Source organism: Comamonas sp. CAH-2, from assembly GCF_009668305.1.
In the GTDB taxonomy this organism is placed as follows: Bacteria; Pseudomonadota; Gammaproteobacteria; order Burkholderiales; family Burkholderiaceae_C; genus Comamonas; species Comamonas aquatica.
The window spans coordinates 1-25,894 of sequence record NZ_VSWF01000012.1 but is presented as its reverse complement, the minus strand read 5'-3'; the positions used below and the strand labels follow the sequence as shown (position 1 = coordinate 25,894).

General features: G+C 63.1%; 20 protein-coding genes, 2 tRNA genes and 1 pseudogene. 5 read left to right on the top strand and 18 right to left on the bottom strand.

What is annotated here, in order from left to right; translation table 11 throughout:
• Positions 1-165 precede the first annotated feature (165 nt).
• From alaS to FYM52_RS09145, 4 genes are all read right to left on the bottom strand, one after another.
• A complete protein-coding gene (alaS, locus tag FYM52_RS09160; protein ID WP_154163852.1) occupies positions 166-2,790 on the bottom strand; it encodes an alanine--tRNA ligase in 2,625 nt (874 codons plus the stop codon).
• A 120-nt stretch (positions 2,791-2,910) separates the two neighbouring features.
• Positions 2,911-3,840 carry a pseudouridine synthase gene (locus FYM52_RS09155; RefSeq protein ID WP_154163851.1) on the bottom strand — a complete coding sequence of 310 codons (930 nt, stop codon included), beginning with the start codon at positions 3,838-3,840 and terminating at the stop codon, positions 2,911-2,913.
• Positions 3,841-3,918: 78 nt separating this feature from the next.
• On the bottom strand, positions 3,919-5,226 hold the full coding sequence (locus FYM52_RS09150) for a 3-deoxy-D-manno-octulosonic acid transferase (protein WP_154163850.1): 1,308 nt from the start codon (positions 5,224-5,226) through the stop codon (positions 3,919-3,921).
• Between the two features lie 32 nt (positions 5,227-5,258).
• Entirely contained in the window at positions 5,259-6,647 is a 1,389-nt protein-coding gene (locus FYM52_RS09145; RefSeq protein WP_162524687.1) for a phosphomannomutase/phosphoglucomutase, read from the bottom strand.
• 217 nt (positions 6,648-6,864) lie between these two features.
• Between FYM52_RS09145 and FYM52_RS09140 the strand changes: the two genes are divergently transcribed.
• The gene (locus FYM52_RS09140) at positions 6,865-9,600 is read left to right on the top strand and encodes a GGDEF and EAL domain-containing protein (protein ID WP_162524686.1); all 2,736 of its coding nucleotides are present in this window, start codon (positions 6,865-6,867) and stop codon (positions 9,598-9,600) included.
• 192 nt (positions 9,601-9,792) lie between these two features.
• Here FYM52_RS09140 and FYM52_RS09135 read toward each other — a convergent pair whose 3' ends face one another.
• On the bottom strand, positions 9,793-11,718 hold the full coding sequence (locus tag FYM52_RS09135) for a propionate--CoA ligase (protein WP_370513824.1): 1,926 nt from the start codon (positions 11,716-11,718) through the stop codon (positions 9,793-9,795).
• Positions 11,719-11,954: 236 nt separating this feature from the next.
• Here FYM52_RS09135 and FYM52_RS09130 point away from each other — a divergent pair, with 236 nt between their 5' ends.
• Positions 11,955-12,266 (top strand): H-NS histone family protein, encoded by a 312-nt coding sequence (locus FYM52_RS09130; RefSeq protein WP_042416507.1) that lies wholly within the window; start codon positions 11,955-11,957, stop codon positions 12,264-12,266.
• A 94-nt stretch (positions 12,267-12,360) separates the two neighbouring features.
• On the opposite strand, the gene FYM52_RS09125 is transcribed toward FYM52_RS09130, so the two are convergent.
• The 13 genes from FYM52_RS09125 to FYM52_RS18650 form a co-directional block, all read right to left on the bottom strand.
• Positions 12,361-13,902 (bottom strand): PAS domain-containing methyl-accepting chemotaxis protein, encoded by a 1,542-nt coding sequence (locus FYM52_RS09125; protein ID WP_238826162.1) that lies wholly within the window; start codon positions 13,900-13,902, stop codon positions 12,361-12,363.
• A gap of 355 nt (positions 13,903-14,257) precedes the next feature.
• Positions 14,258-14,334 (bottom strand) — tRNA-Pro (locus FYM52_RS09120).
• Between the two features lie 104 nt (positions 14,335-14,438).
• A tRNA-Pro gene (locus tag FYM52_RS09115) sits at positions 14,439-14,515 on the bottom strand.
• A gap of 104 nt (positions 14,516-14,619) precedes the next feature.
• Positions 14,620-14,946: an integration host factor subunit alpha gene (locus FYM52_RS09110; RefSeq protein ID WP_238826161.1), complete on the bottom strand. Its 327-nt coding sequence runs from the start codon at positions 14,944-14,946 to the stop codon at positions 14,620-14,622.
• A gap of 8 nt (positions 14,947-14,954) precedes the next feature.
• Positions 14,955-17,411 (bottom strand): phenylalanine--tRNA ligase subunit beta, encoded by a 2,457-nt coding sequence (pheT, locus tag FYM52_RS09105; RefSeq protein WP_154163844.1) that lies wholly within the window; start codon positions 17,409-17,411, stop codon positions 14,955-14,957.
• Between the two features lie 166 nt (positions 17,412-17,577).
• Complete coding sequence (gene pheS / locus FYM52_RS09100; RefSeq protein ID WP_043383557.1) at positions 17,578-18,630, bottom strand: phenylalanine--tRNA ligase subunit alpha; 1,053 nt, start codon at positions 18,628-18,630, stop codon at positions 17,578-17,580.
• Between the two features lie 112 nt (positions 18,631-18,742).
• Positions 18,743-19,105: a 50S ribosomal protein L20 gene (gene rplT / locus FYM52_RS09095; RefSeq protein WP_042416517.1), complete on the bottom strand. Its 363-nt coding sequence runs from the start codon at positions 19,103-19,105 to the stop codon at positions 18,743-18,745.
• A gap of 26 nt (positions 19,106-19,131) precedes the next feature.
• Positions 19,132-19,335, bottom strand: coding sequence for a 50S ribosomal protein L35 (gene rpmI / locus FYM52_RS09090; RefSeq protein WP_042416520.1), 204 nt, complete (start codon positions 19,333-19,335; stop codon positions 19,132-19,134).
• Between the two features lie 165 nt (positions 19,336-19,500).
• Positions 19,501-20,103, bottom strand: a complete 603-nt coding sequence (gene infC, locus FYM52_RS09085) for a translation initiation factor IF-3 (RefSeq protein WP_081770728.1) — start codon at positions 20,101-20,103, stop codon at positions 19,501-19,503.
• Between the two features lie 77 nt (positions 20,104-20,180).
• The gene (gene thrS / locus FYM52_RS09080) at positions 20,181-22,100 is read right to left on the bottom strand and encodes a threonine--tRNA ligase (RefSeq protein ID WP_154163843.1); all 1,920 of its coding nucleotides are present in this window, start codon (positions 22,098-22,100) and stop codon (positions 20,181-20,183) included.
• Between the two features lie 312 nt (positions 22,101-22,412).
• Positions 22,413-23,744, bottom strand: coding sequence for an isocitrate lyase (aceA, locus tag FYM52_RS09075; RefSeq protein ID WP_043383561.1), 1,332 nt, complete (start codon positions 23,742-23,744; stop codon positions 22,413-22,415).
• 279 nt (positions 23,745-24,023) lie between these two features.
• Positions 24,024-24,533: a ribonuclease E activity regulator RraA gene (gene rraA / locus FYM52_RS09070; protein ID WP_154163842.1), complete on the bottom strand. Its 510-nt coding sequence runs from the start codon at positions 24,531-24,533 to the stop codon at positions 24,024-24,026.
• Positions 24,534-24,641: 108 nt separating this feature from the next.
• Complete coding sequence (locus FYM52_RS18650; RefSeq protein ID WP_162524685.1) at positions 24,642-24,872, bottom strand: hypothetical protein; 231 nt, start codon at positions 24,870-24,872, stop codon at positions 24,642-24,644.
• Between FYM52_RS18650 and FYM52_RS09065 the strand changes: the two genes are divergently transcribed.
• From FYM52_RS09065 to FYM52_RS18885, 3 genes and pseudogenes are all read left to right on the top strand, one after another.
• Positions 24,799-25,098 (top strand): SWIB/MDM2 domain-containing protein, encoded by a 300-nt coding sequence (locus tag FYM52_RS09065; protein WP_042416534.1) that lies wholly within the window; start codon positions 24,799-24,801, stop codon positions 25,096-25,098. The two genes, FYM52_RS18650 and FYM52_RS09065, sit on opposite strands and share 74 nt — an antisense overlap.
• A 156-nt stretch (positions 25,099-25,254) precedes the next feature.
• A complete protein-coding gene (locus FYM52_RS09060) occupies positions 25,255-25,527 on the top strand; it encodes a bacterioferritin-associated ferredoxin (protein ID WP_081888958.1) in 273 nt (90 codons plus the stop codon).
• A gap of 142 nt (positions 25,528-25,669) precedes the next feature.
• Positions 25,670-25,894 (top strand): annotated as a pseudogene (locus tag FYM52_RS18885) (hypothetical protein); the annotation flags it as partial.

Below are 25,894 nucleotides of genomic sequence, written 5' to 3'. Positions count from 1 at the left end.
ATACAGACATGGATACAGATTAAGCGCAAAAGCTTTTAAAAAATCAATAGACCAAGCAATCCAATAGGAATAAGCAAAGCACCACCCTTCCCCTTCCCGGATGGCAGGCAAAAAAAAGCCAGGGAGCGGAAGCCCTGGCTTTCGAACGGCTGGGCCGTTTGTGTCTTAGATGCGCTCGGTCACCCAGGCTTGCACGGAGGCCAGCGCAGCAGGCACCGCCGCGGCATCGGTGCCGCCGGCCATGGCCATGTCGGGCTTACCGCCCCCCTTGCCACCCACTTGCTGGGCCACAAAGTTCACCAGCTCGCCGGCCTTGACCTTGGCGGTCTCGGCCTTGGTCACGCCTGCGGCCAGTTGCACCTTGTCACCGTCGACGGCCGCCAGCACGATCACGGCCGCGCCCAGCTTGTCCTTGAGCTTATCCATGGTGTCGCGCAGGGTCTTGGCATCGGCACCTTCCAGCTTGGCGGCCAGCACCTTCACACCCTTGACGTCTGCCGCCTGGGTCAGCAGCTCATCGCCCTGGCTGGAGGCCAGCTTGCCCTTGAGGGCGGCGATTTCCTTTTCCAGGGCCTTGATCTGCTCCAGGGCGCCGCCGATACGGTGGGTCAGCTCGGTCGCTGGTGCCTTGAAGGCCGCAGCGGCCTGGTCCACGGTGGATTCCAGCGATTGCAGGTAGGCCAGCGCGTTTTCGCCGGTAATGCCTTCGATACGGCGCACACCAGCGGCCACACCGGACTCGCCCACGACCTTGAACAGGCCGATGTCGCCGGTGCGGTGCACGTGGGTGCCGCCGCACAGTTCACGGCTGCTGCCGATGTCCAGCACACGCACGGATTCGCCGTACTTCTCGCCGAACAGCATCATGGCGCCGGTGGCCTTGGCCGATTCGATGTCCATCACGCGGGCATCGGTGGCGGTGTTGGCCAGGATTTCTGCGTTCACACGGCGCTCGATTTCGCGGATTTCTTCCGCGGTCACGGGGGCATTGTGGGTGAAGTCGAAGCGGGTGCGGTCAGCGTTGACCAGCGAGCCCTTTTGCTGCACATGCTCGCCCAGCACTTCGCGCAGGGCCTTGTGCATGATGTGCGTGACCGAGTGGTTGCGCATGGTGGCCGCGCGCAGCTGAGTGTCGACCTCGGCCTGCACGCTATCGCCCACGTTCAGCGTGCCGGTGGTCAGCGTGCCGTGGTGACCGAACACGTCGGCCTTGATCTTGAGGGTGTCGGCCACGGCAAAGCAGGCCGAGCCGGCGCTGATCACGCCCTGGTCGCCGACCTGGCCGCCGGATTCGGCGTAGAAGGGTGTGGTGTCCAGAACCACCACGCCGCTTTGGCCGTTGTTCAGTGCCGAAACGGCCGTGCCATCGACGTACAGCGCTACGATCTTTGCAGATTCCACCAGACGGTCATAGCCGGTGAACGTGTTGGAAGCACCGGTGTACTCCAGCGCACGGTCCATCTTGAACTTGCCGGCCGCGCGGGCCTGGTTCTTCTGCTGCTCCATGGCCGCGTGGAAACCGGCCTCGTCCACCGTCACGCCACGCTCGCGCGCCACGTCGTTGGACAGGTCCAGCGGGAAGCCGTAGGTGTCATGCAGCTTGAAGGCCACATCGCCAGGCAGCACATGGGCACCACCGGCCAGCGCGCTGTCCAGGATGTCCATGCCGTTGGCCAGGGTTTCGAAGAAACGCTCTTCTTCCACGCGCAGCACGTCGGTGATGCGGGCTTCCTGTTCGCGGATCTTGGGATAGGCATCACCCATCACGGCGACCAGGTCCTTGACCAGCTTGTGGAAGAACGGGGTCTTTTGGCCCAGCTTGTAACCGTGGCGGATGGCACGGCGCACGATGCGGCGCTGCACGTAGCCACGGCCTTCGTTGGAAGGGATCACGCCGTCGGCCACCAGGAAGGCGGTGGCGCGGATGTGGTCGGCAATCACCTTCAGCGAGGGGGTGGCCAGATCGGCGGTGTGGGTCTCACGGCCGGCCGCGGCGATCAGCTTCTGGAACAGGTCGATCTCGTAGTTGCTGTGCACGTGCTGCAGGATGGCCGCCAGGCGCTCCAGACCCATGCCGGTGTCCACGCAAGGTGCGGGCAGCGGCTTGACCGAGCCGTCTTCGGCCATGTCGAACTGCATGAACACGTTGTTCCAGATCTCGATGTAGCGATCGCCGTCTTCATCGGGCGAGCCTGGAGGGCCGCCGGGAATTTCAGGGCCGTGGTCGTAGAAGATTTCCGAACAGGGGCCGCAGGGGCCGGTGTCGGCCATCATCCAGAAGTTGTCGGACTTGTAGCGGCCGCCCTTGTTGTCGCCGATGCGGATCACGCGCTCGGGGGGCAGGCCGATTTCCTTGGTCCAGATGTCATAGGCCTCGTCGTCTTCCGCGTAGACGGTGGCCAGCAGGCGCTCGGCCGGCAGCTTGTAGACCTCGGTCAGCAACTCCCAAGCCCACTTCAGCGATTCGCGCTTGAAGTAGTCGCCAAACGACCAGTTGCCCAGCATTTCGAAGAAGGTGTGGTGGCGGGCCGTGTAGCCCACGTTCTCCAAGTCGTTGTGCTTGCCGCCGGCGCGCAGGCAGGTCTGCACGCTGGTCGCACGCGTGTAGGGGCGCTTGTCGGTCCCCAGGAACACGTCCTTGAACTGGACCATGCCCGAGTTGGTGAACATCAAGGTGGGGTCATTGCCGGGCACCAGCGGGCTGGATTCCACAATGGTGTGGCCCTTGGAGGCAAAGAAGTCCAGGAACGTCTTGCGGATGTCTGCAACGGAGAAAGTGGGAGTGCTCATGGATATGTGGTTTCGTTGTGCGCAAAGCTCGCGGCACGGGACAACCGGGGATTATAGGTTTGCAGGCCTGTACCACGGGCGCAGGCCTGCAATTGCGCCTCGCGCACCACGCGGGCAGGTTCAGGCGGCCGGTGCCGGGTCTGGCAACGGCCCCAGGCTGCGGCGCGTGCGGAACTGCCGCGCCGCGCCGGTGACCGGGTCCTGGAACGCCAGGGTCTGGGCCAGCAGCAGCAGGGGGCGCGAGAAGTCGCCTTCCGGCGCATCGTCCACCACCGGGTACAGGCCATCGCCCTTCAGCCCCAGGCCCAGGACGGCCATGTGCACGCGCAGCTGGTGGCGCTTGCCACTGACGGGGCTGAGCCGGTAGCGTGCCCATTGCAGGTTGTGCTCCAGCAGCTCCATGCGCGTCAGGCTGTTGGGCACGCCCGCCACCTCGTGCATGCGGATGAAGTTCTGGCTTTCGACCATGCGGCTGGCGTGCTCGCGGGGAAACTGCAGTTGCGGATTCCAGGGCGCAATCGCCTCGTAGGTCTTGTGCACCGTGCGCTCGCGGAACAGGGCCTGGTAGGCCCCCCGGTCCTCACGCCGGATGGCGAACAGCACCAGCCCTGCCGTGTCGCGGTCGATGCGGTGCACGGGCGACAGGTCGGGCAGGCCGAGCTGCTTTTTCAGCCGCACCAGCAAGGTGTTCTGCAGGTAGCGCCCGCCGGGCACCACGGGCAGAAAATGCGGCTTGTCGGCCACGACGATGTGCGCGTCCTGGTACAGCACCTCGGCCTCGAAGGGGATGTGGGGCTCGGTGTCCACCTCGCGGTAGTAGTACACGCGCAGGCCATGCAGCAGCGGGGTGTCCGGCTGCACCGGGCGGCCCAGTTCATCCACCACCTCGCCGCGCGCCATGCGGGCCAGCCAGTCGTCCCCGGCCACGGCGGGCAGGCGCTGCACCAGATAGTCCAGGGTGCGGCCCTGCCCGGTGCTGGGCAAGACCACGCAGCTGGGCTTGACACCGTCTCGGATGGGAAGGACTTGGGGATCGTGGGTGTTGTACATCGTGCAGCGCCGAACCGATGCGGTCGCAAAAATATCAATAAAAAGGCTTCCAGCGCACAACTGGCAAGCGCTGATAGCTCACTTTTTCAAAGTATCGCCCGCGTGCACGATCGCCGCAATCGCCAGGGCCGTGGCCCGCGCGGCACCGCGGTGGGCCTGGGCAAACTCCAGCGCCGCCTGCCGCGCACGGCGCAGCCCATCGGCATCGCGCGCCAGGGCGGTGGCCAGTTGCACGCCCTGCTCCATGTCCAGCACGCGGAACGCGGCGCCGGCCTCGCAGGCCTGCTGCGAAGCCTGGGCAAAGTTGAAGGTGTGCGGCCCCAGCACCATCGGGCAGGCACAGGCGGCTGCCTCGATCAGGTTCTGGCCGCCCAGGGGCTCGAAGCTGCCGCCCAGCAGCCCGACATCGGCGGCGGCGTAGTACAGCGGCATCTCGCCCACGCTGTCGCCCAGCCAGACATCCACGTCCGCAGGCGGCAGGTCATCGCCCCAGGCACTGCGGCGGGCCACGCGCAAACCAGCGCCCTGCAACAGGGCGTGCACTGCGTCAAAACGCTGCGGATGGCGCGGCACGATCAGCCATTGGCATTGGCCCGCCACACCGTGGAATTTGCGTCCATCCCACTGGGCCACCCATTGGGCTTCCTCGCCCTCGCGGGCGCTGGCCAGCATCACCACCGGGCGCGGGCTGGCGGCACGCCAGGACTGGCCCCTGGCCAGCAGCTGCGCGTCGGGCTGGACATCGAACTTCAGATTACCCAGCACGGCCTGCACCGGCGCGCCCAGGCTGCGCAGGCGCTCAGCGTCCTCCTGGGACTGCGCCCAGACGGCCCGCAAGGCGGCGTAGGTGGGGCCGAACAACGCCGGCCAGCGCTGCGCACCGGCCAGGGACTTAGGGTTGAGACGCGCATTCGCCAGCACCAGGGGCACGCCAGCCTGGTGGCAGCCGGCCACCAGATTGGGCCAGATCTCGGTTTCCATCAACACGCCCACGGCGGGGCGGAACTGGCGCAAAAACCGCCGCACGGCCTGTGGGCTGTCCCAGGGCTGCCAGACCTGCAGGTCCCCGGGCTGCAGCAGCTTGCGCCCCTCGGCACGGCCTGTGGCCGTGCCATTGGTCAGCAACAGCCGCATGCCGGGCAGGGCCGCGCGCAGCTCTGCGATCAACAGGGCGGCCGCCCGGGTCTCGCCCAGCGAGACGGCATGCACCCAGACCCAGTGTCCTGCGCCGTCACGGCCCAGGTCGGCCGGGGCGTAGCGACCAAAGCGCTCCCCCACGGACTCGCCGTAGCCGGGTTCGGCCTGCGCACGGCGGCGCAGCTTGCGCCGCAGCAGCGGTTGTGCGGCCCAGGCCAGGGCGGAATAGGCAGCCAAGCTCCAGTTCATGCGCGGTGTCCTACGCAGCCAGGGTCCGCGGGTCAGTGCGCCGCATGGCCCACCTGGGCACCGGGCTTGACACGTTCCAGCAGCGCCAGCATCTGCGCCTCGATGCGCTGCAGCGCAGCCTCGGTCTGGCCTTCGAAGCGCAGCACCAGCACGGGTGTGGTGTTGCTGGCACGGATCAGGCCGAAACCATCGGGCCAGTCCACGCGCAGGCCGTCGATGGTGCTGATCTGCGCCGGCGCAGTAAACACCGCGGGGGCCAGGGCCTGCAACTCGGCGGTCAGCGCATGGGGCTCGCCCTCGGCGCAGGCCACGTTCAGCTCGGGCGTGGAAAAACTGGTGGGCAGCGCATTCAGCACGGCGCTGGGGTCGGCCTCGCGGCTCAGAATTTCCAGCAGGCGGCAGCCGGCATAGGTGCCGTCGTCGAAGCCGAACCAGCGCTCCTTGAAGAAGATGTGCCCGCTCATCTCGCCACCCAGGGGCGAGTCGACTTCCTTCATGCGCGCCTTGACCAGCGAGTGGCCGGTCTTGTACATCTCCGGCACGCCACCGGCGGCGCGGATCGCGGGGGCCAGGCGCTGCGTGCACTTCACATCGAACAGAATCGTCGCGCCGGGCACGCGCGACAGCACGTCCTGGGCGAACAGCATCATCTGGCGATCGGGGTAGATGGTCTGACCATCCTTGGTGACGATGCCCAGGCGGTCGCCGTCGCCGTCAAAGGCCAGGCCCAGCTCGGCATCCGTCTCCTGCAGCGCACGCACCACATCGCGCAGGTTCTCGGGCTTGCTGGGGTCGGGGTGGTGGTTGGGGAAGGTGCCATCCACCTCCGAGAACAGCTCCAGCACCTCGCAGCCCAGGGCGCGAAAGATGCCGGGTGCCGTGGCGCCGGCCACGCCATTGCCGCAATCGACCACCACCTTGATCGGGCGGCTGAGCCGCACATCGCCCACGATGCGCGCCGTGTACGCTTCCAGCACATCGGCCTGGCGCACCTGGCCGCCACCGGGCAACGACCAGCGCTCGGTCTCGATGGTCTGGCGCAGGGCCTGGATCTCGGGGCCATAGATGGCCCGGCCGGCCAGCACCATCTTGAAACCGTTGTAGTCCTTGGGGTTGTGGCTGCCGGTCACCATGATGCCGCTGGTGCACAAGGTGCTGGCCGCAAAGTACAGCATGGGCGTGGTGCACATGCCCACGTCCAGCACGTCGACGCCCGCCTCGACCAGCCCGGCCATCAATGCCTGGCTGAGCGCCGGGCCGGACAGGCGACCATCGCGCCCCACGGCCACCACCCGCTCACCCTCGGTCAGGGCAGCTTGGCCAAAGGCCCGCCCGACACTGCGCGCCACGTCCTCGTTCAGCGTAGAAGGCACGATGCCGCGAATGTCGTAGGCCTTGAAGATGGAAGCAGCAATTTGCACAGTGGTGTCCTCAGCGTTGGATCTGCAAAAAAACAAGGCACGTCCGTCGTGCCTGCAGCCACATTTTAGTGGCGGCGTCCACCCCGTCTGCACAAGCCCGGGCGAAAGCTTGATGCAGCACGGAAAACATGTTGTTACAAGGAAATCCCCGATTCCAACGGGCGGGGACCGCCCCCAGCATTGCGGCTGCTCTCGGCTGCCCCACACTCCCCGGTCCATGAATGCCCTCCGTCCACTCTTTCTTTCCCTGCTGCGCACCCGCACCGCGGCATTGGGCCTGGCTGTGGTCCTGGCCGTCACCCTGGTGGCGATCTGGGAAACACAGCAGTGGCCGCAGCACCCCGGCGCCTGGTGTGGCCAGGGCTGGGACTGGCTGAACCTGCCCTGGCTGGCCGTTGCACTGGCCTGGGCCGCACTGGCCCACCTCTGGCACAACCACATCTGCGCGCAGCGCCAGGTGGTGCAGACCATCTACAGTGCGGCCTACCGCACCCTGCCCGATGCCGCCGGCATCACCTCGCTGCGCGATGGGCGCTTTGTGGACGTCAACCCGGCGTTCTGCAGCATGATGGGGCTGGAGCTGCAGCAGGTCATCGGCCGCACCAATGCCGAACTGCAGGTCTACGCCACCCCGGACGAACGCAGCAAACTGCTGGACGAGCTGTCCCTCAAGGGCCAGGTCGAAAAAATGCGCATCCTGTGCCAGACCGGGGGCGAGTTGGTGCCAGGCACGATCTCGGCCATCCCGATCACGGTGGCGGGCGAAGAGTGCATGCTGTTCGTCTTCCACGACATGCGCGAGCACGAACGCACCGTGCAGGAGCTGTACGCCCTCAACCGCCAGCTGCAGCAGGCTGGCCACCTGGCGCGCCTGGGCGCCTGGGAAGACCGGCGCGGCCAGGGACTGGTCTACTGGTCCGACGTCTGCTACGACATGCATGGCGTGCCCCGCGGCAGTGCGCTGCCACACGACTACCTGAACACCTTTGTGGCGCCCGAGCACCGCGACCGCATGCGCACGCAGTTGCAGCACTGCCTGCGCGCACGCAGCGACTGGGAGCTGGAAATCCAGATCCTGCGCACCGACGGGCGCAAGCTGTGGGTGCGCTCGCGCGGTGAAGCCGTGCTGGACGACGACGGCCGCATCACGGCCATGCGCGGCGTGATGCAGGACATCGATGCGCAAAAGCGCCAGGAAGAATCCATCCGCGAGCGCGAAGCCCTGCTGTCCATCACGCTGGAGGCGGCCTCGCTGGGCCGCTGGGACTGGGACCTGCACACCGGTCTGATCACCGGCGATGCGTTCTGGAGCACGCTCAACCACCTGCCCGTGCAGGATGGCCCGGCCAGCCTGGGCCAGGCCCGCCAGGACTGGCACTGGACCGAGCTGGTCGGCAGCCACGACATCCCGCGCTTCAACCTGGAGCTGCTGCGCCACATTGACCACCCCGAGGACGGGCCCTTCGATGTCACCTGGCGCCTGCAGCCGGCGCATGGCCGCTCGCGCTGGCTGCGCTCCATGGGCAAGGTGGTGCGCTACGACCTGCATGGGCGCGCCATGCGCATGCTGGGCGTGTGCCTGGACGTCACCACCCAGCAGGAGCAAAAGCACAGCCTGCAGCAGCTGGCGCACTTTGACGCCCTGACCGGGCTGGCGAATCGGATCGAGCTGGCGGCGCGCCTGCACGAAGCCCTGGTCCAGGCGCGCCAGAGCCAGCAGTTGCTGGGCGTGGTCTACCTGGACCTGGATGGCTTCAAGCCCATCAACGACCGCCTGGGCCACGACGCCGGCGACCGACTGCTGGTCCTGGTGGCCAAGCGCCTGCAGCACGCCCTGCGCGCCGATGACTGCGTGGCGCGCTTTGGCGGCGACGAATTCGTGCTGCTGCTCAGCCAGATCCACACCCGTGTGCAGTGCGAAAACCTGCTGCAGCGGCTGATGGCCAGCATCTCGCGCCCCTACACGCTGGATGGCGAAGCCGTGCAGGTCACCGCCAGCATCGGCTACACCCTCTACCCCGAGGACGACTGCGACGCCGACACCCTGATCCGCCACGCCGACCAGGCCATGTACCAGGTCAAGCAAAGCGGGCGCAACCGCATCCAGGCCTTTGACAGCAGCCAGGAGCGCAGCCAGCGCGCGCAGCAGATCCAGGGCCTGCGCATCCGCGAGGGGCTGGAGGGCAGGGAGTTCACGCTCTACGTGCAGCCCAAGGTCGACACCCGCCACCAGCGCGTCGTGGGCGTGGAGGTCTTGTCACGCTGGCTGCACCCGGAGCGCGGCGTGCTCAGCCCCCAGGACTTTCTGCCCCTGATCGAAGGCACAGAACTGGAAGTGCCATTCGGCCAATGGGCGCTGCGCCATGCCATGGGCTGCATCGAGCAGTTGATCGCACAGGGGCTGCAGTTGCAGGTTGCCGTCAACATCTCCGCGCGGCACCTGCAGCAGCCGGGATTTGCCCAATGGGTGACCGAGTTGCTGCAGGCCCACCCGAACGTGCCCCCGCACTGGCTGGATCTGGAGATCACGGAAAGCGCCGCCCTGTACGACCTGCAGCACGTGGCCCAGGTGCTGGCGCAGCTGCGCGCGCAGCGGATCAGCGTGACCCTGGACGATTTCGGCACCGGCTACTCCTCACTGACCTATCTGCGCGGCCTGCCGCTGGACTCGCTCAAAATCGACCGCAGCTTTGTGCGCGACATGCTCAGCGACCCCGGGGATTGCGCCATCGTCCATGGCGTCGTCAGCCTGGCCCAGGCCTTCGGCTACTCGGTGATCGCCGAAGGCGTGGAAAGCGCCGACCAGTGCACTGCCCTGGAACTCATGGGCTGCCACATCGCCCAGGGCTTCCACTTCGCGGCCCCGATGCCGCTGGCCCAGTTACCCGCCTGGCTGTCGACCTGGTCGGCCGCCCAGGTCACTCCGCCCGTCGCCCCCGCCGCCGTGCGCTGAAGATCGGGCAACCGACAACGCCACCAGCCCCACGGGGCACACGCCCCCTACGGGCCACGGCGCGTTGCACCACCCAGAAAATACAAGAAATACACCTCCAGCGCTTATCCTGCTTGCGTTGGCAGCTCCTCTTTTAGAAAAAATAGACACAAAAAAGGGACCTCGCGGTCCCTGGTGCTGGGCGAAGGCCGGTCAGGCATCCAGCAGTTGCTTGACCTGGGCCAGGGCCGTCGGGTCTTCCATGGTGGTCAGGTCCCCGGGGTCACGGCGCTCGGCCACCGCCTGCAGCGCACGGCGCAGCAGCTTGCCACTGCGCGTCTTGGGCAGGGCCTGCACAAACAACACCCGCGAAGGACGCGCCACGGCCCCCAGCTGGCTGTCGACCAGCTTCATGACCTCGGCCTCCATGCGCGCCTGGGCTGCGGCATCGGCCACCTTGCCGGCATCGCGCACCACCGCGAACGCCATGGCCACCTGCCCCTTGAGGTTGTCGGCCACACCGACCACGGCGACCTCGGCGATGTCCGGATGGGCGGCAATGCTTTCCTCGATCTCCCGGGTGCCCAGCCGGTGACCCGCCACGTTGATCACATCGTCGGTGCGCCCCAGGATGAAGTAATAGCCATCGGCATCGCGGATGCCCCAGTCGAAGGTGCTGTAGACCAGCTTGCCTGGAATGCTCTGCCAGTAGGTTTTGACAAAGCGGGCGTCATCACCCCACACGGTCTGCATGCAGCCCGGCGGCAGGGGCCCTTCGATCGCCAGCACCCCCTTGTGGTCCGGCTCGGTCAGTTCCTCGCCGGTCTTGTCGTCCAGCAACTGCACGTTGTAGCCATACACGGCCTTTCCGGGGCTGCCAAAGCGGCTGACCTGCGGCTGCACACCATTGCACAGCGTCAGAATCGGCCAGCCGGTTTCGGTCTGCCAGTAGTTGTCGATGATGGGCACCTGCAAGGCCTCGCTGATCCATTGCGCTGTGGGCTCATCCAGGGGCTCACCCGCCAGCCACAGGGCCTGCAGGCTGGACAGGTCATATTGCCGCAGAAAAGCCGCATCGTGCTTTTTGAGCACGCGCACCGCCGTGGGCGCAGAGAACATGTGGGTCACGCGGTATTTCTCGACCAGGCTCCACCACACGCCGGCGTCAGGCCGGATGGGCAGGCCTTCATACAGAATGGTGGCCATGCCGGCAATCAAGGGGCCATATACGATGTAACTGTGGCCCACCACCCAGCCAATATCGCTGGTACAGAAAAAGGTTTGCCCCGGTTTGGTGCCGAAAATATGCGGCATGCTGGCGGCCAGGGCCACGGTATAACCGCCCGTATCGCGCTGCACACCCTTGGGCTTGCCGGTCGTGCCACTGGTATAGAGGATATAGCTGGGGTCGGTGGATTGCACCCAGGTACAAGGCACCTGGACATCCAGATAGCGGGCGCGCAAATCGCCCCACAGGTGGTCGCGCCCCGCGCGCAAATCCATTTTGGCCAGGCCGCGATTCACCAGCAGCACGGCCTGGGGCTTGTGGGCGCTGAGGCCCAGGGCCTCATCCAGCAAGGGCTTGTAGGGCACCACGCGCCCGCCACGCGAGCCGGCATCGGCACTGACAATCACCTTGGGCTGGGCATCGTCGATGCGCGATGCCAGCGACACCGCCGCAAAACCGCCAAATACCACGCTGTGAATGGCCCCCAAACGGGCGCAGGCCAGCATGGCAAAGACGGCCTCGGCAATCATGGGCATATAGATTTGCACCCGGTCGCCCTTTTCCACCCCAAACGATTGCAGCACCGCGGCCATGCGTTGCACTTCGGCATGCAGTTCGCGGTAGCTGTAGGTCTTTTCCGTTTCGGTTTCGGTCGATACCGCGATCAAGGCGGCCTGCTCCGCACGATCGGCCAAATGCCGGTCCACGGCGTTGTGGCACAGATTCAATCGGCCATCGGCAAACCAGCGCACGAATGGCGGGTTGCTGTAATCGCAGATTTGCTGCGGCGCTTGCGCCCAATCCACCCAACGCGCCTGCTCGGCCCAAAATGCGTCGCGGGTGGCGGGATCAATCGAGCGCTGATGGAATTCAGCAAATGACACCATGGTTTCGTCTCCTTGACTTTTTATCTGCCGGCCATTATTCACGGCGCTCTTTCGACAAGCTGACGCCCCTGGAATGCAATTTTCATTCGTGGAATTACGTAGAGCGCAGCACCTTTTCTTCAGCGACCCACGATTTCCGCAAGAAAGCTGCACTCCCTGTCCGTATTAATTTTTGTTTCCTGCAAACTCAGATAAAATGGAAAACCAATTGAGATTGCGTTTCGGCGTAACTCCCCTTTTCACCGATACCTCTGAACTTGATGACTACTTATAAAGAGCTACTGGCCCAGCGCGCAGAACTGGAAAAGCAAATTGAAGCGGCACGCAAAGAAGCCCTGGCTTCTGCCATCGCCCAGGTGCGCGCCATCGTGGCCGAGTACGAATTGACCGAAGAAGACGTCTTCTCCAAGAAAACCACCCGCGTGGCCGCCAGCACCGGTGCCAAGACCGTGGCCCCCAAGTACCGCGACCCCGCCACGGGCGCCACCTGGACCGGCCGCGGCAAGCCCCCACTGTGGATCGCCGGCCAGGACCGCCTGAACTTCCTGATCCAGGACCAACAAGCCGCCTGAACCGCGCACACCCCATCAAAAAAGCCCCGACAGCCAAGTGCTCCGGGGCTTTTTTGATTGCCAACCCCCATCCACCGATGGGGACCGCACTCCGCTACAGCCTGAAGACCTCCAAGGTGCGGCCCAAGATGGCGGCATTGCTGCTCATGCCCAGGGCGGACTGCGCCGATTCTTCGGCCTGGCGGGCATTGCCCTGGGTCACCGTGTCCAGATCGCGCAAGGCGGCATCCACCTGACCGATGCCGCTGGCCTGGTCGCGCGAGGCATCGCCAATCGCCCCCATCAGATCACTCACATGGGCCACAGCCTGCACCACCTCGGCGATGGTACGCCCGGCATCCTGCATCTTCTCCACCCCCTGCCCCATCTGCGTGTGCGAGTCCGAGATCAGCCGCCGGATTTCCCCCGCCGCCTGGGCACTGCTTTGCGCCAGGGCCCGCACTTCTCCGGCCACGACCGCGAAACCACGCCCTTGCTCGCCGGCGCGCGCGGCCTCCACCGCGGCATTCAGCGCCAAGATGTTGGTCTGGAACGCGATCGTCTCGATGGTGGCGATGATGCTGCCCATCTGCTGCGACGAACGGCGGATGCTCTCCACCAGGCTTTCCACGTGCTCCATGGCCTTGCCACCCTCGGACGCCAGCTGCGCACTCTTCTGGCTTTCCGCCATCACCTCCAGCGTGGTCTGCTGCGACTGCCCCAGCGCCTGGGCCAACACCTGCATGGTGCTGGCCGTTTCCTGCAGCTTGCCGGCCTGCACATCGGTGCGCTGCGCCAGGTGGGTGGCGCCCGCCGCAATCCCGTGCGACAGATCGGTGAAGCTGCCAATCTCATGCCGCGCATCGCCCACCACCGCGCGCAGGTTGATGTGAATCTGCTGCAAGCGCTCCATCAGCAAGGCCATGGGATGGCGCCCCGGCAACAAGGGCGGCAAGGGTTTGTTCAGCTGGCAGCCGGCCAGATCCGTGGCCAGCGCCTGCACCTGCGCAAACGGCTGGCTGACACGTGCATGCAAGCGCCACAGCGCCAATCCCATCCACGCCAACAACGCCAACGCCTGCACGGCCAGCTGCCACGGCTGGATCCAGCCCATCCAGGGGAAAATCAGGGCCAGCGCCAGCACCGGTGCCAGCATCCAGGCCATGCGCTGCGTGAAGGACAGGCGCTGCAGCTTGCCCAGGTGGTTGCGCCAGCCCTGGCGGCGCACATGACCGGCGTGCAGCGCCACCGAAGGCTGCGGTTGCCCCCGCTGGGCATGCAACTGCGCATACAGGGCCTCGGCCGACTGCACCTGCGCCCGCGTGGGCTTGGCCCGCACCGACATATAGCCCACGGGCCTGCCCTGGTGCACGATGGGCGTGACATGGGCTGCCACCCAGTAGAAGCTGCCGTCCTTGCGCCGGTTCTTGACCAGCCCCTTCCAGCTGCGACCATGGCCAATCGTGGACCACATGTCCTTGAAGGCCTCCGGCGGCATGTCCGGGTGACGCACCAGGTTGTGCGGCTGCCCCATCAATTCCTGCATGGTGTAGCCGCTGACGCGCTCGAAAGCGGCATTGCAGTGGGTGATGCGCCCCTGGCTGTCGGTGGTGGACATCAACAGCTCGTCCGCCGGGTAATCAAATTCTTGGTCCATCACGGAAAGGTTTTCGCGCATACACGTCGTTCTCAGAGACCCCGCACACGCACAAAATTGGTGCAAGGCATGGCTGGCGCCAGACAAAGGCGCGATCCTAAGTGCCTGCCACGGCCCCACGATGACAGTTTGACGTTAATTAACGCGGCGGCATCCAAGCCTTGTCCTGCGTGAAACAAAGCGCAGAAAGGGCTTGACCCGCTACCAAAAACATATCTACTTGCGCACGCTGCTTCTGGTGTTCTGTACCAAAGATCTTGCAAAAGCCGGCCAGGCCTGCGCTAGCCGCTATGCTTGGTGATTTATATGCACCAATGAAAAAGGCCTTGATCTGAAGATCAAGGCCTTTTCAAACTGGTCGGCGTGGCGGGATTCGAACTCGCGACCCCTTGCACCCCATGCAAGTGCGCTACCAGGCTGCGCTACACGCCGAAGCCTCAGATTATACCGCGGTTTTGACACCCACTTTTCCAAACACTGAGGATGCTTGGGAAGTGAAATGTGCCAGATGGGTATCTGGCACATTTTCGATAAATTGGTCGGCGTGGCGGGATTCGAACTCGCGACCCCTTGCACCCCATGCAAGTGCGCTACCAGGCTGCGCTACACGCCGAAGCCATGATTGTAATCCAGTTTTTGTAGCATCTGAGGCAAATCAGACGCCGCAAACCACAGATTTCAACCAGATCCTTTGAAATCAAGGACCTAGCCCTCCACTCAGCCCTGGATCTGCTCCTTGAGCTTGGTGCTGGCGTGGAAGGTCACCACACGGCGTGCATCGATGGGGATCAGCTCGCCGGTGCGCGGGTTGCGTCCGGGGCGCGGCGCCTTGGTGCGGATCTGGAAGTTGCCGAAGCCCGAGAGCTTGACCTCCTCGCCCTGCACCAGGCTTTGCGCGATCAGGTCAAAGTAGGCATCCACCATGTCCTTGGCCTCGCGCTTGCTCACGCCCAGTTGGTCAAACAGCAGATCGGCCAACTGGGCCTTGGTCAAGGCGCCCGCTGTGTCCACGTCGCTGTCCATCAGCACTTTGCTTGCTTCCATGGTCTGCCTCATCCGCGCAGGCGGGCCTGCACTTGGGTTTGCAAGGCGGCAATCGCCGCCTGCATGGCGGTGTCGATGTCCACGTCGGTCAGCGATGCATCATCGCGACCCAGGGTCAGGCGCACGGCCAGACTCTTCTCGTCCTGCGCCAGGCTGCCGGGTGCCGCTTCCTCACCGGCCTTGAGCTTCTTGGGACGGAACACGTCGAACAGCACGGCATGGCGCAGCATACCGCCGGGCACGCCCGCGGCAATCGCCTGCATCACCTGGGCATGGGTCACGGCCTCCTTGACTACCACGGCAATGTCGCGCTCCACCGCCTGGTGCTTGGCCACGGGGGCAAACACGGGCACCTGGCGGGCCAGCACGGCGTCCAGCTCCAGCTCGAACATCACCGGCGCCTGGGCCAGATCCCATTCCTGGCGCCACTGGGGATGCAGCTCGCCGACAAAGCCAATGGCCTGGCCGTCCAGCAGCACACGGGCGCAACGGCCGGGGTGCATGGCCGGGTGCTCGGCAGGCTCGAACACAGGCTTGAGCGGTGCCAGCAGCGCTTCCACATCGCCCTTGACGTCGTAGAAGTCGACCTTGGCATCCACACGGCCCCACTGCAGCTGCTCGGCCGCGCCATAGGCCAGGCCGGCCACGCGCATGGGCTGGAAGAAGCCCTTGACGGTGGTGTCGGAGTCGACCACGGACGCATCCTTGAAGAACACGCGGCCCAGTTCGAACACGCGCACACGCGGCGCCTTGCGGTCGACGTTGAACTTCAGCACCTGCATCAGCGAGCCGATCAGGCTGGAGCGCATCACGCTCAACTGGCTGGCAATCGGGTTCAACAGCTTGACGGGATCGTGGTTGCCCGCCAGCTCGGCTTCCCACTTGGCTTCCACGAACGAGAAGTTGATGGTTTCCTGGTAGCCCAGGCCGGCCAACGCATGGCGCACGGCGTAGGGGCTGCGGCGGTTTTCCGCGCGCAGCTTGGGCGCGATGGGCGCCAACGGCTTGGTGGTCGGCAGGTTGTCGTAGCCGATCATGCGCGCCACTTCCTCGATCAAATCCTCTTCCAGGTTGATGTCGAAGCGGAAGGTGGGTGCGGTGACCGAAATCACGCCTTCACTGGCCACGGTGGCTGGCAAGCCCAGGCCATTCAAGGCATCCAGGCATTGCTGCTGCGTCACGGCCATGCCGATGACTTTGGCCGCACGCGCCACGCGCAGTTGCACGGTCTTGGGCGCGGGCATGTTGGGCTGCTGGTCGTCCAGGGCGCCGACCTGTGTGTCGGGCGTGCCGCAGATCTCCAGCACCAGCGCGGTGATGCGCTCGATGTGCTCGGTGGTGAACGCAGGGTCCACACCGCGCTCGAAGCGGTGGCCGGCGTCGGTCGAGAAGTTGAAGTGGCGCGAGCGCCCAGCCACGGCCTTGGGGAACCAGAACGCGGCTTCGATGTAGATGTTCTTGGTGTCGTCGGACACGGCCGTGGCATCACCGCCCATGATGCCGGCCAGCGATTCCAGGCCCTGGTCGTCGGCAATCACGCCGACCTGGAGGAAATCATCAATCTTGATGGTGTTGCCATTGAGCAGCTTGAGCGTTTCGCCCTCCTTGCCCCAGCGCACATTCAGGCCGCCGTGGATCTTGTCCAGATCGAAGATGTGGCTGGGACGGCCCAGCTCGAACATCACGTAGTTGGAGATGTCCACCAGGGGCGAGACCGCGCGCTGGCCGCAGCGCGCCAGGCGATCCACCATCCACTGGGGCGTCTTCACCTGCGTGTTGACGTTGCGCACGATGCGGCCCGAGAAACGGCCGCACAGGTCGGTCGCCTCTATCTTCACGGGCAGCTTGTCCTGCAGCGCCACGGCGGCGGCAGGGAAGGACAGGGCTTTGAGCGGCGTGCCGGTCAGGGCCGACAGCTCGCGCGCCACGCCATACACGCTCAGGCAATGCGCCAGGTTGGGCGTGAGCTTGAGCGTGAACAGCGTGTCGTCCAGATTCAGGTAGGCGCGCACGTTCTGGCCCAGGGGCGCATCGGCGGGGAACTCCAGCAGGCCGCTGGCGTCGTCGTCGATGCCCAGCTCCTTGGCCGAGCACAGCATGCCAAAGCTCTGCACACCGCGCAGCTTGCCGATCTTGATCTTGAAGGGCTTGCCGTCCTCACCGGGTGGCAGCTCGGCGCCCACAGTGGCGCAAGGCACACGGATGCCCACGCGCGCATTGGGCGCGCCGCAGACGATGTTCAGCAGCTCGGGGCCACCCACGTCGACCTGGCAGATGCGCAGGCGGTCGGCGTCGGGGTGCTGCACGGCTTCCTTGATTTCACCGACCACGATGCCGGTGAAGGGAGGCGCCACGGGGTCGAGTTCTTCGACTTCCAGACCAGCCATGGTCAGGGTGTCGGCCAGCTCTTGGGTCGTCAGTGTCGGGTTGCAGTATTCGCGCAACCAGGATTCAGGAAATTGCATAGTCAGACTCTTTGGCGTTCATGCCCGTTGCACCTTGCAGGTCTGCAGCGGACTGGGCAGGCGTACTTTCAAAAGCAGGAGCTGTTGGCGCGCGGCGATCAAGGACTTCCGTATCAAAACCATCTGAAACGCTTGATGGCTGCGCGCAAACCGCTCACTTTATGAATTACTGGAACTGCGACAGGAAACGGATGTCGCCGTCGAAGAACAGGCGCAGGTCGTTCACGCCATAACGCAGCATGGTCAGGCGATCGGGGCCCATGCCAAAGGCAAAGCCGATGTACTTTTCGGGGTCCAGGCCCATGTTGCGCACCACATTGGGGTGCACCTGGCCAGAGCCGGCCACCTCCAGCCAGCGGCCAGCCAGCGGGCCGCTCTGGAACTGGATGTCGATTTCGGCCGAAGGCTCGGTGAACGGGAAGAAGCTGGGGCGGAAACGCAGCACCAGGTCGTCCGATTCAAAGAAGGTCTTGCAGAAGTCGGTGAACACGACCTTCAGGTCCTTGAAGCTCACGTTCTCGCCGATCCACAGGCCTTCGCACTGGTGGAACATGGGCGAGTGCGTGGCGTCCGAGTCCACACGGTAGGTGCGGCCGGGGGCAATGACGCGGATCTCGGGCATGGACTGGCCGGCATCGAGCGCATTGCGGTATTTCTTGACGTGCTGCACGGCATGGCGCACCTGCATCGGGCTGGTGTGCGTGCGCAACAGGTTGGGCGCGTGCTGCGTGCCGCCTTCCACATAGAAGGTGTCGTGCATGGAGCGCGCGGGGTGGTCTTCGGGCGTATTCAGCGCCGTGAAGTTGAACCAGTCGGATTCGATCTCGGGGCCTTCGGCCACGTCAAAGCCCATGGAGCCAAAAATGCCCTCGATGCGCTCCATCGTCACGGACACGGGGTGCAGACCGCCCGTGCCGCGGCGGCGGCCCGGCAGGGTCACGTCCAGCACTTCGGCCTTCAGGTGGGCCTGCAGCTCGGCATCGGCCAGCGCCTTGCGGCGCGCGGTCAGGGCCGCTTCGATCGCCTGCTTGGCCACGTTGATGGCAGCGCCACGCGACTTTTTCTCTTCGACGGAAAGCTGCGCCATGCCCTTCATGAGCTCGGTCATCTTGCCCGACTTGCCCAGAAACTGCGCCTTGGCATTTTCCAGATCAGCGGGGGTGTGGGCCTGCGCAAACAGCTGCTGCGCGCTTTCGACCAGAGAATCCAACTCGTTCATATCGACTCTTTATCGACTTGTAAAAATAAACAAGGGCTAGTGCCTTTTCAAGCCCTAGCCCTTGCCGTTTGTGCGCTAGCAGCTACCCGAAGAGTAGCAACCAACCGTTAACTTAAGCAGCAGCCAGCTTGGCCTTCACTTGGTCAACGATGCTGCTGAAAGCAGCCTTGTCGTGCACAGCGATATCGGCCAGCATCTTGCGGTCGATTTCGATGGAAGCCTTCTTCAGGCCGTTGGCGAACTGGCTGTAGGTCAGGCCCAGTTCACGTGCAGCGGCGTTGATACGGGCGATCCACAGCTGGCGGAACACGCGCTTCTTGGTACGACGGTCACGGTAGGCGTATTGGCCTGCCTTCATCACCGCCTGCTTGGCGACGCGGAAGACGTTACCGCGACGACCGCGGAAACCCTTGGACAGGGTCAGAACTTTTTTGTGACGGGCACGAGCCGTTACACCACGTTTGACGCGAGGCATGTGTTTTCTCCTAGTTCGTCAGTGAATTACAGACCAGCGCCAGGCAACATCTTTGCGATGGAGCCCATATCGCCTTCATGCACGGAAGTGATGCCACGCAGGTGGCGCTTGTTCTTCGTGCTCTTCTTGGTCAAGATGTGACGCTTGAAGGCTTGACCGCGCTTGACGGTACCACCGGGACGAACGCGAAAACGCTTCTTCGCGCTGCTCTTGGTCTTCATTTTGGGCATGTGAATGCTCCTGTTTGTTGTGCTCGTGAGGCGTTGTGGCAACCCTGCCCCAACTTGTAGGCCCCGAGACACTTCTGGGTGCTGGCTTGCGCCGGCTTTTACAGCTTTGCAAGCTGCAAAACGAAAACCTGCCCTTGCGGGCATGCTCCCGAAAAACGATGCATTTTACGCGGTTTGCGCGCCTGTGTCTGCGGCGGGCTTGCCACCGGCAGGCTTTTTGCGCGCAGGGGCAATCATCATCACCATCTGGCGGCCTTCCAGCTTGGGGAATTGCTCCACCTGGATGGAGTCCGCCAGTTCGTCGCGCAGACGGTTCAGCAGGTCCAGACCCAGTTGCTGGTGCGTGATTTCACGACCGCGGAAACGCAGGGTCACCTTGACCTTGTCGCCGTCCGCCAGGAAACGGCGAATGTTGCGCAGCTTGATGTTGTAGTCGCCATCATCGGTACCTGGGCGGAATTTCACCTCCTTGATATCGATCACGGTCTGCTTGGCCTTGGCTTCCGCCGCCTTCTTCTGCTCTTGGTACTTGAACTTGCCGTAGTCCATCAAGCGGCATACGGGTGGCGTTGCCGTTGCGGCAATTTCCACCAGATCAACGTCCAAATCACCGGCCATGCGCAATGCTTCCTGCAAGGAAACAATGCCCAGGGGCTCATTCTCAGGACCCGACAGACGCACTTCAGGCGCCATGATTTCACGGTTCAGACGGTGTTTGCGTTCCTCGCGGTGGCGACGGTCACGGAATTCTGTAGCTATGGCTTTCACCCTAAATTGAAAACGCTACGAAAAGCGTAGCTGCTTGCATTGATGAGATCGGCGCGGACTGGCCGCGCCTTACTGCATCAGACTTTGTTGTGGATATCGCTGGTCAGCAGTTCAATGAACGCTTCCACCGACATGACGCCCAAGTCCTTGTTACCCCGGGCACGCACAGCGACGGTGCCTGCCGCTTTTTCCTTGTCGCCTGCGACCAGGATGTAAGGCAGCTTCTGCAATGCATGCTCGCGTATTTTATACGTGATCTTTTCGTTGCGCAGATCAGACACCACCTTAAGGCTTTGATGGGGCAATGCTTTTTGCACCTTTGCCACAACTTCCTTCACGTAACCGGCCTGCGCGTCCGTGATGTTGAGCACCGCCACCTGCTCTGGCGCCAGCCACACGGGCAAGGCGCCCGCGTACTGTTCGACCAGAATACCGATGAAACGCTCCAGCGAACCGACGATGGCCCGGTGCAGCATCACGGGGCGGTGGCGTGCGCCATCTTCGCCCACATACTCGGCATCCAGACGCTCCGGCATGGAGAAGTCCACCTGGATGGTGCCGCACTGCCACTGGCGACCCAACGCATCCTTGAGGGTGTACTCGATCTTGGGGCCGTAGAAGGCACCATCGCCCACAGCGATCTGGTAGTCGCAACCCGATGCCTTCAGTGCATCGAACAAGGCTTTTTCGGCCTTGTCCCAGATTTCGTCCGAGCCGATGCGTGCTGCGGGGCGGGTGGCCACCTTGTAGATGATGTCGGCGAAGCCGAAGTCGGCATACACCTTCTGCACCAGTTGGTTGAAGTTCAGCACTTCCTGCTGGATCTGGTCTTCGGTACAGAAGATGTGGCCATCGTCCTGCGTGAAGCCGCGCACGCGCATGATGCCGTGCAAGCCGCCAGTGGGCTCATTGCGGTGGCACTGACCGAATTCACCATAGCGCAGCGGCAATTCGCGGTAGCTCTTGATGCCCTGCTTGAAGATCAGGATGTGCCCAGGACAGTTCATGGGCTTCAAGGCGTAGTCGCGCTTCTCGGATTCCGTCACGAACATGTTGTCGCGGTACTTGTCCCAGTGACCGGTCTTCTCCCACAGCGTCTTGTCCAGGATTTGTGGACCCTTGACTTCTTCGTAGCCGTTGTCGCGGTAGATGCGGCGCATGTACTGCTCCACCTCCTGCCACACGCGCCAGCCCTTGGGGTGCCAGAACACAGTGCCGGGCGAGCATTCATCGATGTGGTACAGATCCAGCTCGCGCCCCAGGCGGCGATGGTCGCGCTTTTCAGCTTCCTCGATGCGGGTGATGTAAGCCTGCAGGTCCTTCTTGTCGGCCCAGGCTGTGCCGTACACACGCTGCAGCTGCTCGTTCTTGGCATCACCACGCCAGTACGCACCCGCCAGCTTGGTCAGCTTGAAGACCTTCAGGAAGCGAGTGTTGGGCACGTGCGGGCCACGGCACATGTCCACGTATTCCTGGTGGTAGTACAAGCCCATGGCCTGCTCGTCCGGCATGTCCTCGACCAAGCGCAGCTTGTAGTCTTCGCCACGCTCCTGGAACACCTTGATGACATCGGCGCGCGGGGTCATCTTCTTGATCACGTCATAGTCCTGCGCGATCAACTCCTTCATGCGCACTTCAATCGCCGCCATATCTTCGGGCGTGAACGGGCGTTCGTAGGAGATGTCGTAGTAAAAGCCTTCGTCGATCACAGGGCCGATCACCATCTTGGCGGTCGGATACAACTGCTTGACGGCATGCCCCACCAAGTGGGCACAGGAGTGGCGAATGATGTCAAGGCCGTCCTGGTCCTTGGGCGTGATGATTTGCAACTGCGCGTCTTGCTCGATCAGATCGCAGGCATCCACCAAACGGCCATTGACCTTGCCAGCCACCGTGTTTTTGGCCAGGCCAGGACCAATCGATGCAGCCACCTGCATGGGCGTGACAGGGCCGTCAAATTCGCGTTGCGAGCCGTCTGGAAGTGTGATCTTTAGCATGAAAATCCTTGGAAACTTGTCTGTGACAGAAGCGCGCAGTGGCTGAAAAAACAAAGCGCGGACATGTCCGCGCTGAAGGGGCCAACAACTGCAGGCAGGCGCGAACACACAGCCTCAATGGCTGCGAGAGAACTCCGTGCTCGTCGTTCGCGGTGTCATAACCAGATTGCCTTTCTCGCCCTTGTTGATTAAGTATTTGCGCATTTTAACGCTGCAACAACAAAAAAGCCCGCAGTCAGCGACTGCAGGCCAAGCCATATCACCCCAAGCCAGCGCAGAACCCCACCTTGCTCTGCGCCGGCAGGCGCTCAATCAGTGGAACTGCTCTTCTTCGGTCGAGCCGGTCAGCGCCTTGACGCTGGAAGAGCCACCCTGGATCACGGTGGTCACGTCGTCGAAGTAGCCCGCACCCACTTCCTGCTGGTGCGACACGAAGGTATACCCCTTGTCACGCGCCGCGAACTCGGGCTCCTGCACCATGTTCACGTAGTGCTTCATGCCTTCACCACGGGCATAGGCATGGGCGAACTGGAAGGTATTGAACCAGTTGACGTGAATACCGGCCAGCGTGATGAACTGGTACTTGTAACCCAGCGCCGACAGATCGTCCTGGAACGCAGCGATCTGCTTGTCGTCGAGGTTCTTCTTCCAGTTGAACGAGGGCGAGCAGTTGTACGACAGCAACTTGCCAGGGCAGGCAGCGTGCACAGCCTGTGCGAACTCACGGGCAAAGCCAATGTCGGGCACACCGGTTTCGCACCAGACCAGATCCGCATAAGGTGCGTAGGCCACGCCGCGGCTGATCGCCTGCTCCAGACCGTTCTTGACGCGGTAGAAGCCTTCTTGCGTACGCTCGCCAGTCAGGAAGGGCTTGTCGTTGGCGTCGTGATCGGACGTGATCAGGTTGGCGGCCTCCGCATCGGTACGGGCCAGCACGATGGTGGGCACACCCATCACGTCGGCGGCGAAGCGCGCCGCGATCAGCTTCTCGCAGGCCTCCTGCGTGGGCACCAGCACCTTGCCACCCATGTGGCCGCACTTCTTCACAGCCGCCAGTTGGTCTTCGAAGTGCACACCAGCAGCGCCAGCGGCAATCATGTTCTTCATCAGCTCGAAGGCGTTCAGCACGCCGCCGAAGCCGGCTTCGGCATCCGCCACGATGGGCAGGAAGTAGTCGATGAATTCCTTGTCGCCGGGGTTGATGCCACGGCCCCACTGGATTTCGTCAGCACGCTTGAAGGTGTTGTTGATGCGGCGCACCATGGTGGGCACCGAGTCGTAGGCGTACAGCGACTGGTCGGGGTACATGGTCTCGGAAGTGTTGCCGTCGGCAGCCACTTGCCAACCAGACAGGTACACCGCTTCGAGCCCTGCCTTCGCCTGCTGCATGGCCTGGCCTGCAGAGATCGCGCCGAAGGCGTTCACATAGCCCTTCTTGGCACCACCGTTGATCTTTTCCCACAGCTTGGCTGCGCCGCGCTGGGCCAGGGTGTACTCAGGCTGCAGGCTGCCACGCAGGCGCACCACGTCGGCAGCGGTATAGCCACGCTTCACACCTTTCCAGCGGGGGTTTTGCGCCCAATCCTTTTCCAGGGCGGCGATCTGCTGTTCACGGCTGAGTTGTTGGTTCAGGGATTCAGGCATGGTGGGTCTCCAGTTAAAAGTCAGTCAATGGTCCGAACTTGGGCGCCGATTTTTTTCGGCCTGGAAATAAATTTAAGTCTTATAGAAGAGTCATGCAAGCTCTTATGTCTTATACAAGATAAATATTTTCATCATTAAAAATCAAATACTTATACACATATTTCTCAATGCAAAATCAAATTCTTATCCGTGAAATTTCTTATTGCATTGCAACATTGAGAAATTTTGCAATATGAAAACACATCATTGCCAAGTGAAAATTGCGGCTGAAAGGCTGATTCAGCTTGCGGCCATGTGCACCGGTCCATGTGTCACCACCACCCCGTCTTCATCCGCATACAGCCAGTCCCCCGGACGCACGGGCACGCCCGCCAGCATCACCGCTACATCCTTTTGGCCTTCGCCGCGCTTTTCGGTGGGCATGGGCATCAGACCCAGGGCCATGATGCCCACCTCCGCACTGCGCAACTCTGCAACGTCGCGCACACACCCATCGACCACCACCCCCGCCCAGCCGTTGCGCGCCGCAGCCGCTGCGAGGTTGCCCCCCACCAGCGCCTTGCGCAGAGACCCGCCGCCGTCCACCACCAAGACCCGCCCGCTCCCGGCAGAGTCCACCGCCTGCTTGACCAGGCTGTTGTCCTCGAAGCACTTTACGGTGGCAACTGGACCCGCAAACTGCCGCATCCCCCCATAGTGGTGAAACACCGGCGGCAACACCCTGAAGGCCCCACCATCCTCACTCTTGTGGGCGTCGCACAGGTCACAGGTCTGAAAATTGACTGGCATCACATCTCCTCTTGAGGGCAGGTCAACGCCCTTGGTTTGATTCTGGATTCACACAGAGGCATGCTCCCATTTCTTGGGCGGACTGGAAAGAAACGGTACGCTTTTGCGTCAAGACGTGCTCTGTTGCAACAACTCTGGTGAAAAAAACTGGTTCGCCCGCTTGGAAAGCCTAATTTTTCCCATTAGCATCAGGCTCAACCAGTCGTGGCGCAGGCCCGCGCCCCGCCAAGCTGGCACAACACCCATCCCAACAAGGAAAGCAAACATGGCAACTGCAAAGAAGGCAACTGCTGCAACCGCAGCTCCCGCAAAAAAGCGCACTCCTAACGCCGCCTTCATGAAACCCCTGACCCCCAGCCCGGCTCTGGCGGCCGTGGTGGGCAAGGATCCTCTGCCCCGCACCGAAATCATCAGCAAGCTGTGGGTCTACATCAAGGCCAACAAGCTGCAAGACGCTGCCAACAAGCGCATGATCAACGCAGATGCCAAGCTCAAGGAAGTGTTCGGCAAGCCCCAAGTTTCGATGTTCGAAATGGCTGGCCTGATCGGCAAGCACGTCAGCTGATCCACCTGGCGCACACACAACCGGCTTCGGCCGGTTTTTTTACGCCCGTCTGCAGCCTCGCTTTAACCCGACGCATAGAAAGTGTTTGCAAATGCGATGAATTCGCATTTATAATTTCTGCATCACATCAATAGCCAGCCACAACTGCTTGCAGCCATGATCGTTTGTGTATGCCACCGAGTTTCTGATCGCGAGATCGCGCGCCATGCACATGCGGGCATGAGTTTTGACGAAATTCAATTCGAACTGGGTGTGGCCACCCAATGCGGTCGCTGCGAAACCTGCGCCCGTGACGTGGTGGCCAAGTGCTGCAGCAGCGGTGCCGCAGCGGCCATTCACAACGAAGCCAGCGTACAGACAGTTCAGCTTGCCACCCCTATCTTGGAGAGCAAAGCATGGCATTCGTCACAACAGTTGCAGGCAGCCTGATCCTGGTTCTGGGTTGCTCATGGTGGATGTTCCGCAAATAGCGGACGCAGCACCGACGCTTTGGGCGTACGATTTCTTCCACCTTGCGCACTAGGCCGCGATGGCAGGCCTGCTGGCTGCGACAGCCGGCTTTTTGATATCTATGTCTCCTTCTGAAAAATTCGCTCCTGCCGGACATTTTGGTCACAAGACCATGATCACCGGTGTGGTGCTGACCTTGCATGCCGCAGGCATCTGGGCCTTGCAAAGCGGTATGGACCGCCCCCCAGAGCCACAGATCATTCCGGCCGAGGTGATTGCCCAGTTCATTGCACCGGTTGCGGCTTGGGCTGCGGTGGCTTGGGGGTGGGCTTGGGCGGCTGCGGGG

Excerpts from the sequence above, each read along its gene's own strand:
- alaS (WP_154163852.1), bottom strand. The coding sequence starts at position 2,790 with ATGAGCACTCCCACTTTCTCCGTTGCAGACATCCGCAAGACGTTCCTG.
- FYM52_RS09155 (WP_154163851.1), bottom strand. The coding sequence starts at position 3,840 with ATGTACAACACCCACGATCCCCAAGTCCTTCCCATCCGAGACGGTGTC.
- FYM52_RS09150 (WP_154163850.1), bottom strand. The coding sequence starts at position 5,226 with ATGAACTGGAGCTTGGCTGCCTATTCCGCCCTGGCCTGGGCCGCACAA.
- FYM52_RS09140 (WP_162524686.1), top strand. The coding sequence starts at position 6,865 with ATGAATGCCCTCCGTCCACTCTTTCTTTCCCTGCTGCGCACCCGCACC.
- FYM52_RS09130 (WP_042416507.1), top strand. The coding sequence starts at position 11,955 with ATGACTACTTATAAAGAGCTACTGGCCCAGCGCGCAGAACTGGAAAAG.
- FYM52_RS09125 (WP_238826162.1), bottom strand. The coding sequence starts at position 13,902 with ATGGACCAAGAATTTGATTACCCGGCGGACGAGCTGTTGATGTCCACC.
- FYM52_RS09110 (WP_238826161.1), bottom strand. The coding sequence starts at position 14,946 with ATGGAAGCAAGCAAAGTGCTGATGGACAGCGACGTGGACACAGCGGGC.
- pheT (WP_154163844.1), bottom strand. The coding sequence starts at position 17,411 with ATGCAATTTCCTGAATCCTGGTTGCGCGAATACTGCAACCCGACACTG.
- pheS (WP_043383557.1), bottom strand. The coding sequence starts at position 18,630 with ATGAACGAGTTGGATTCTCTGGTCGAAAGCGCGCAGCAGCTGTTTGCG.
- rplT (WP_042416517.1), bottom strand. The coding sequence starts at position 19,105 with ATGCCTCGCGTCAAACGTGGTGTAACGGCTCGTGCCCGTCACAAAAAA.
- rpmI (WP_042416520.1), bottom strand. The coding sequence starts at position 19,335 with ATGCCCAAAATGAAGACCAAGAGCAGCGCGAAGAAGCGTTTTCGCGTT.
- thrS (WP_154163843.1), bottom strand. The coding sequence starts at position 22,100 with ATGCTAAAGATCACACTTCCAGACGGCTCGCAACGCGAATTTGACGGC.
- aceA (WP_043383561.1), bottom strand. The coding sequence starts at position 23,744 with ATGCCTGAATCCCTGAACCAACAACTCAGCCGTGAACAGCAGATCGCC.
- rraA (WP_154163842.1), bottom strand. The coding sequence starts at position 24,533 with ATGCCAGTCAATTTTCAGACCTGTGACCTGTGCGACGCCCACAAGAGT.
- FYM52_RS09065 (WP_042416534.1), top strand. The coding sequence starts at position 24,799 with ATGGCAACTGCAAAGAAGGCAACTGCTGCAACCGCAGCTCCCGCAAAA.
- FYM52_RS18650 (WP_162524685.1), bottom strand. The coding sequence starts at position 24,872 with ATGAAGGCGGCGTTAGGAGTGCGCTTTTTTGCGGGAGCTGCGGTTGCA.
- FYM52_RS09060 (WP_081888958.1), top strand. The coding sequence starts at position 25,255 with ATGATCGTTTGTGTATGCCACCGAGTTTCTGATCGCGAGATCGCGCGC.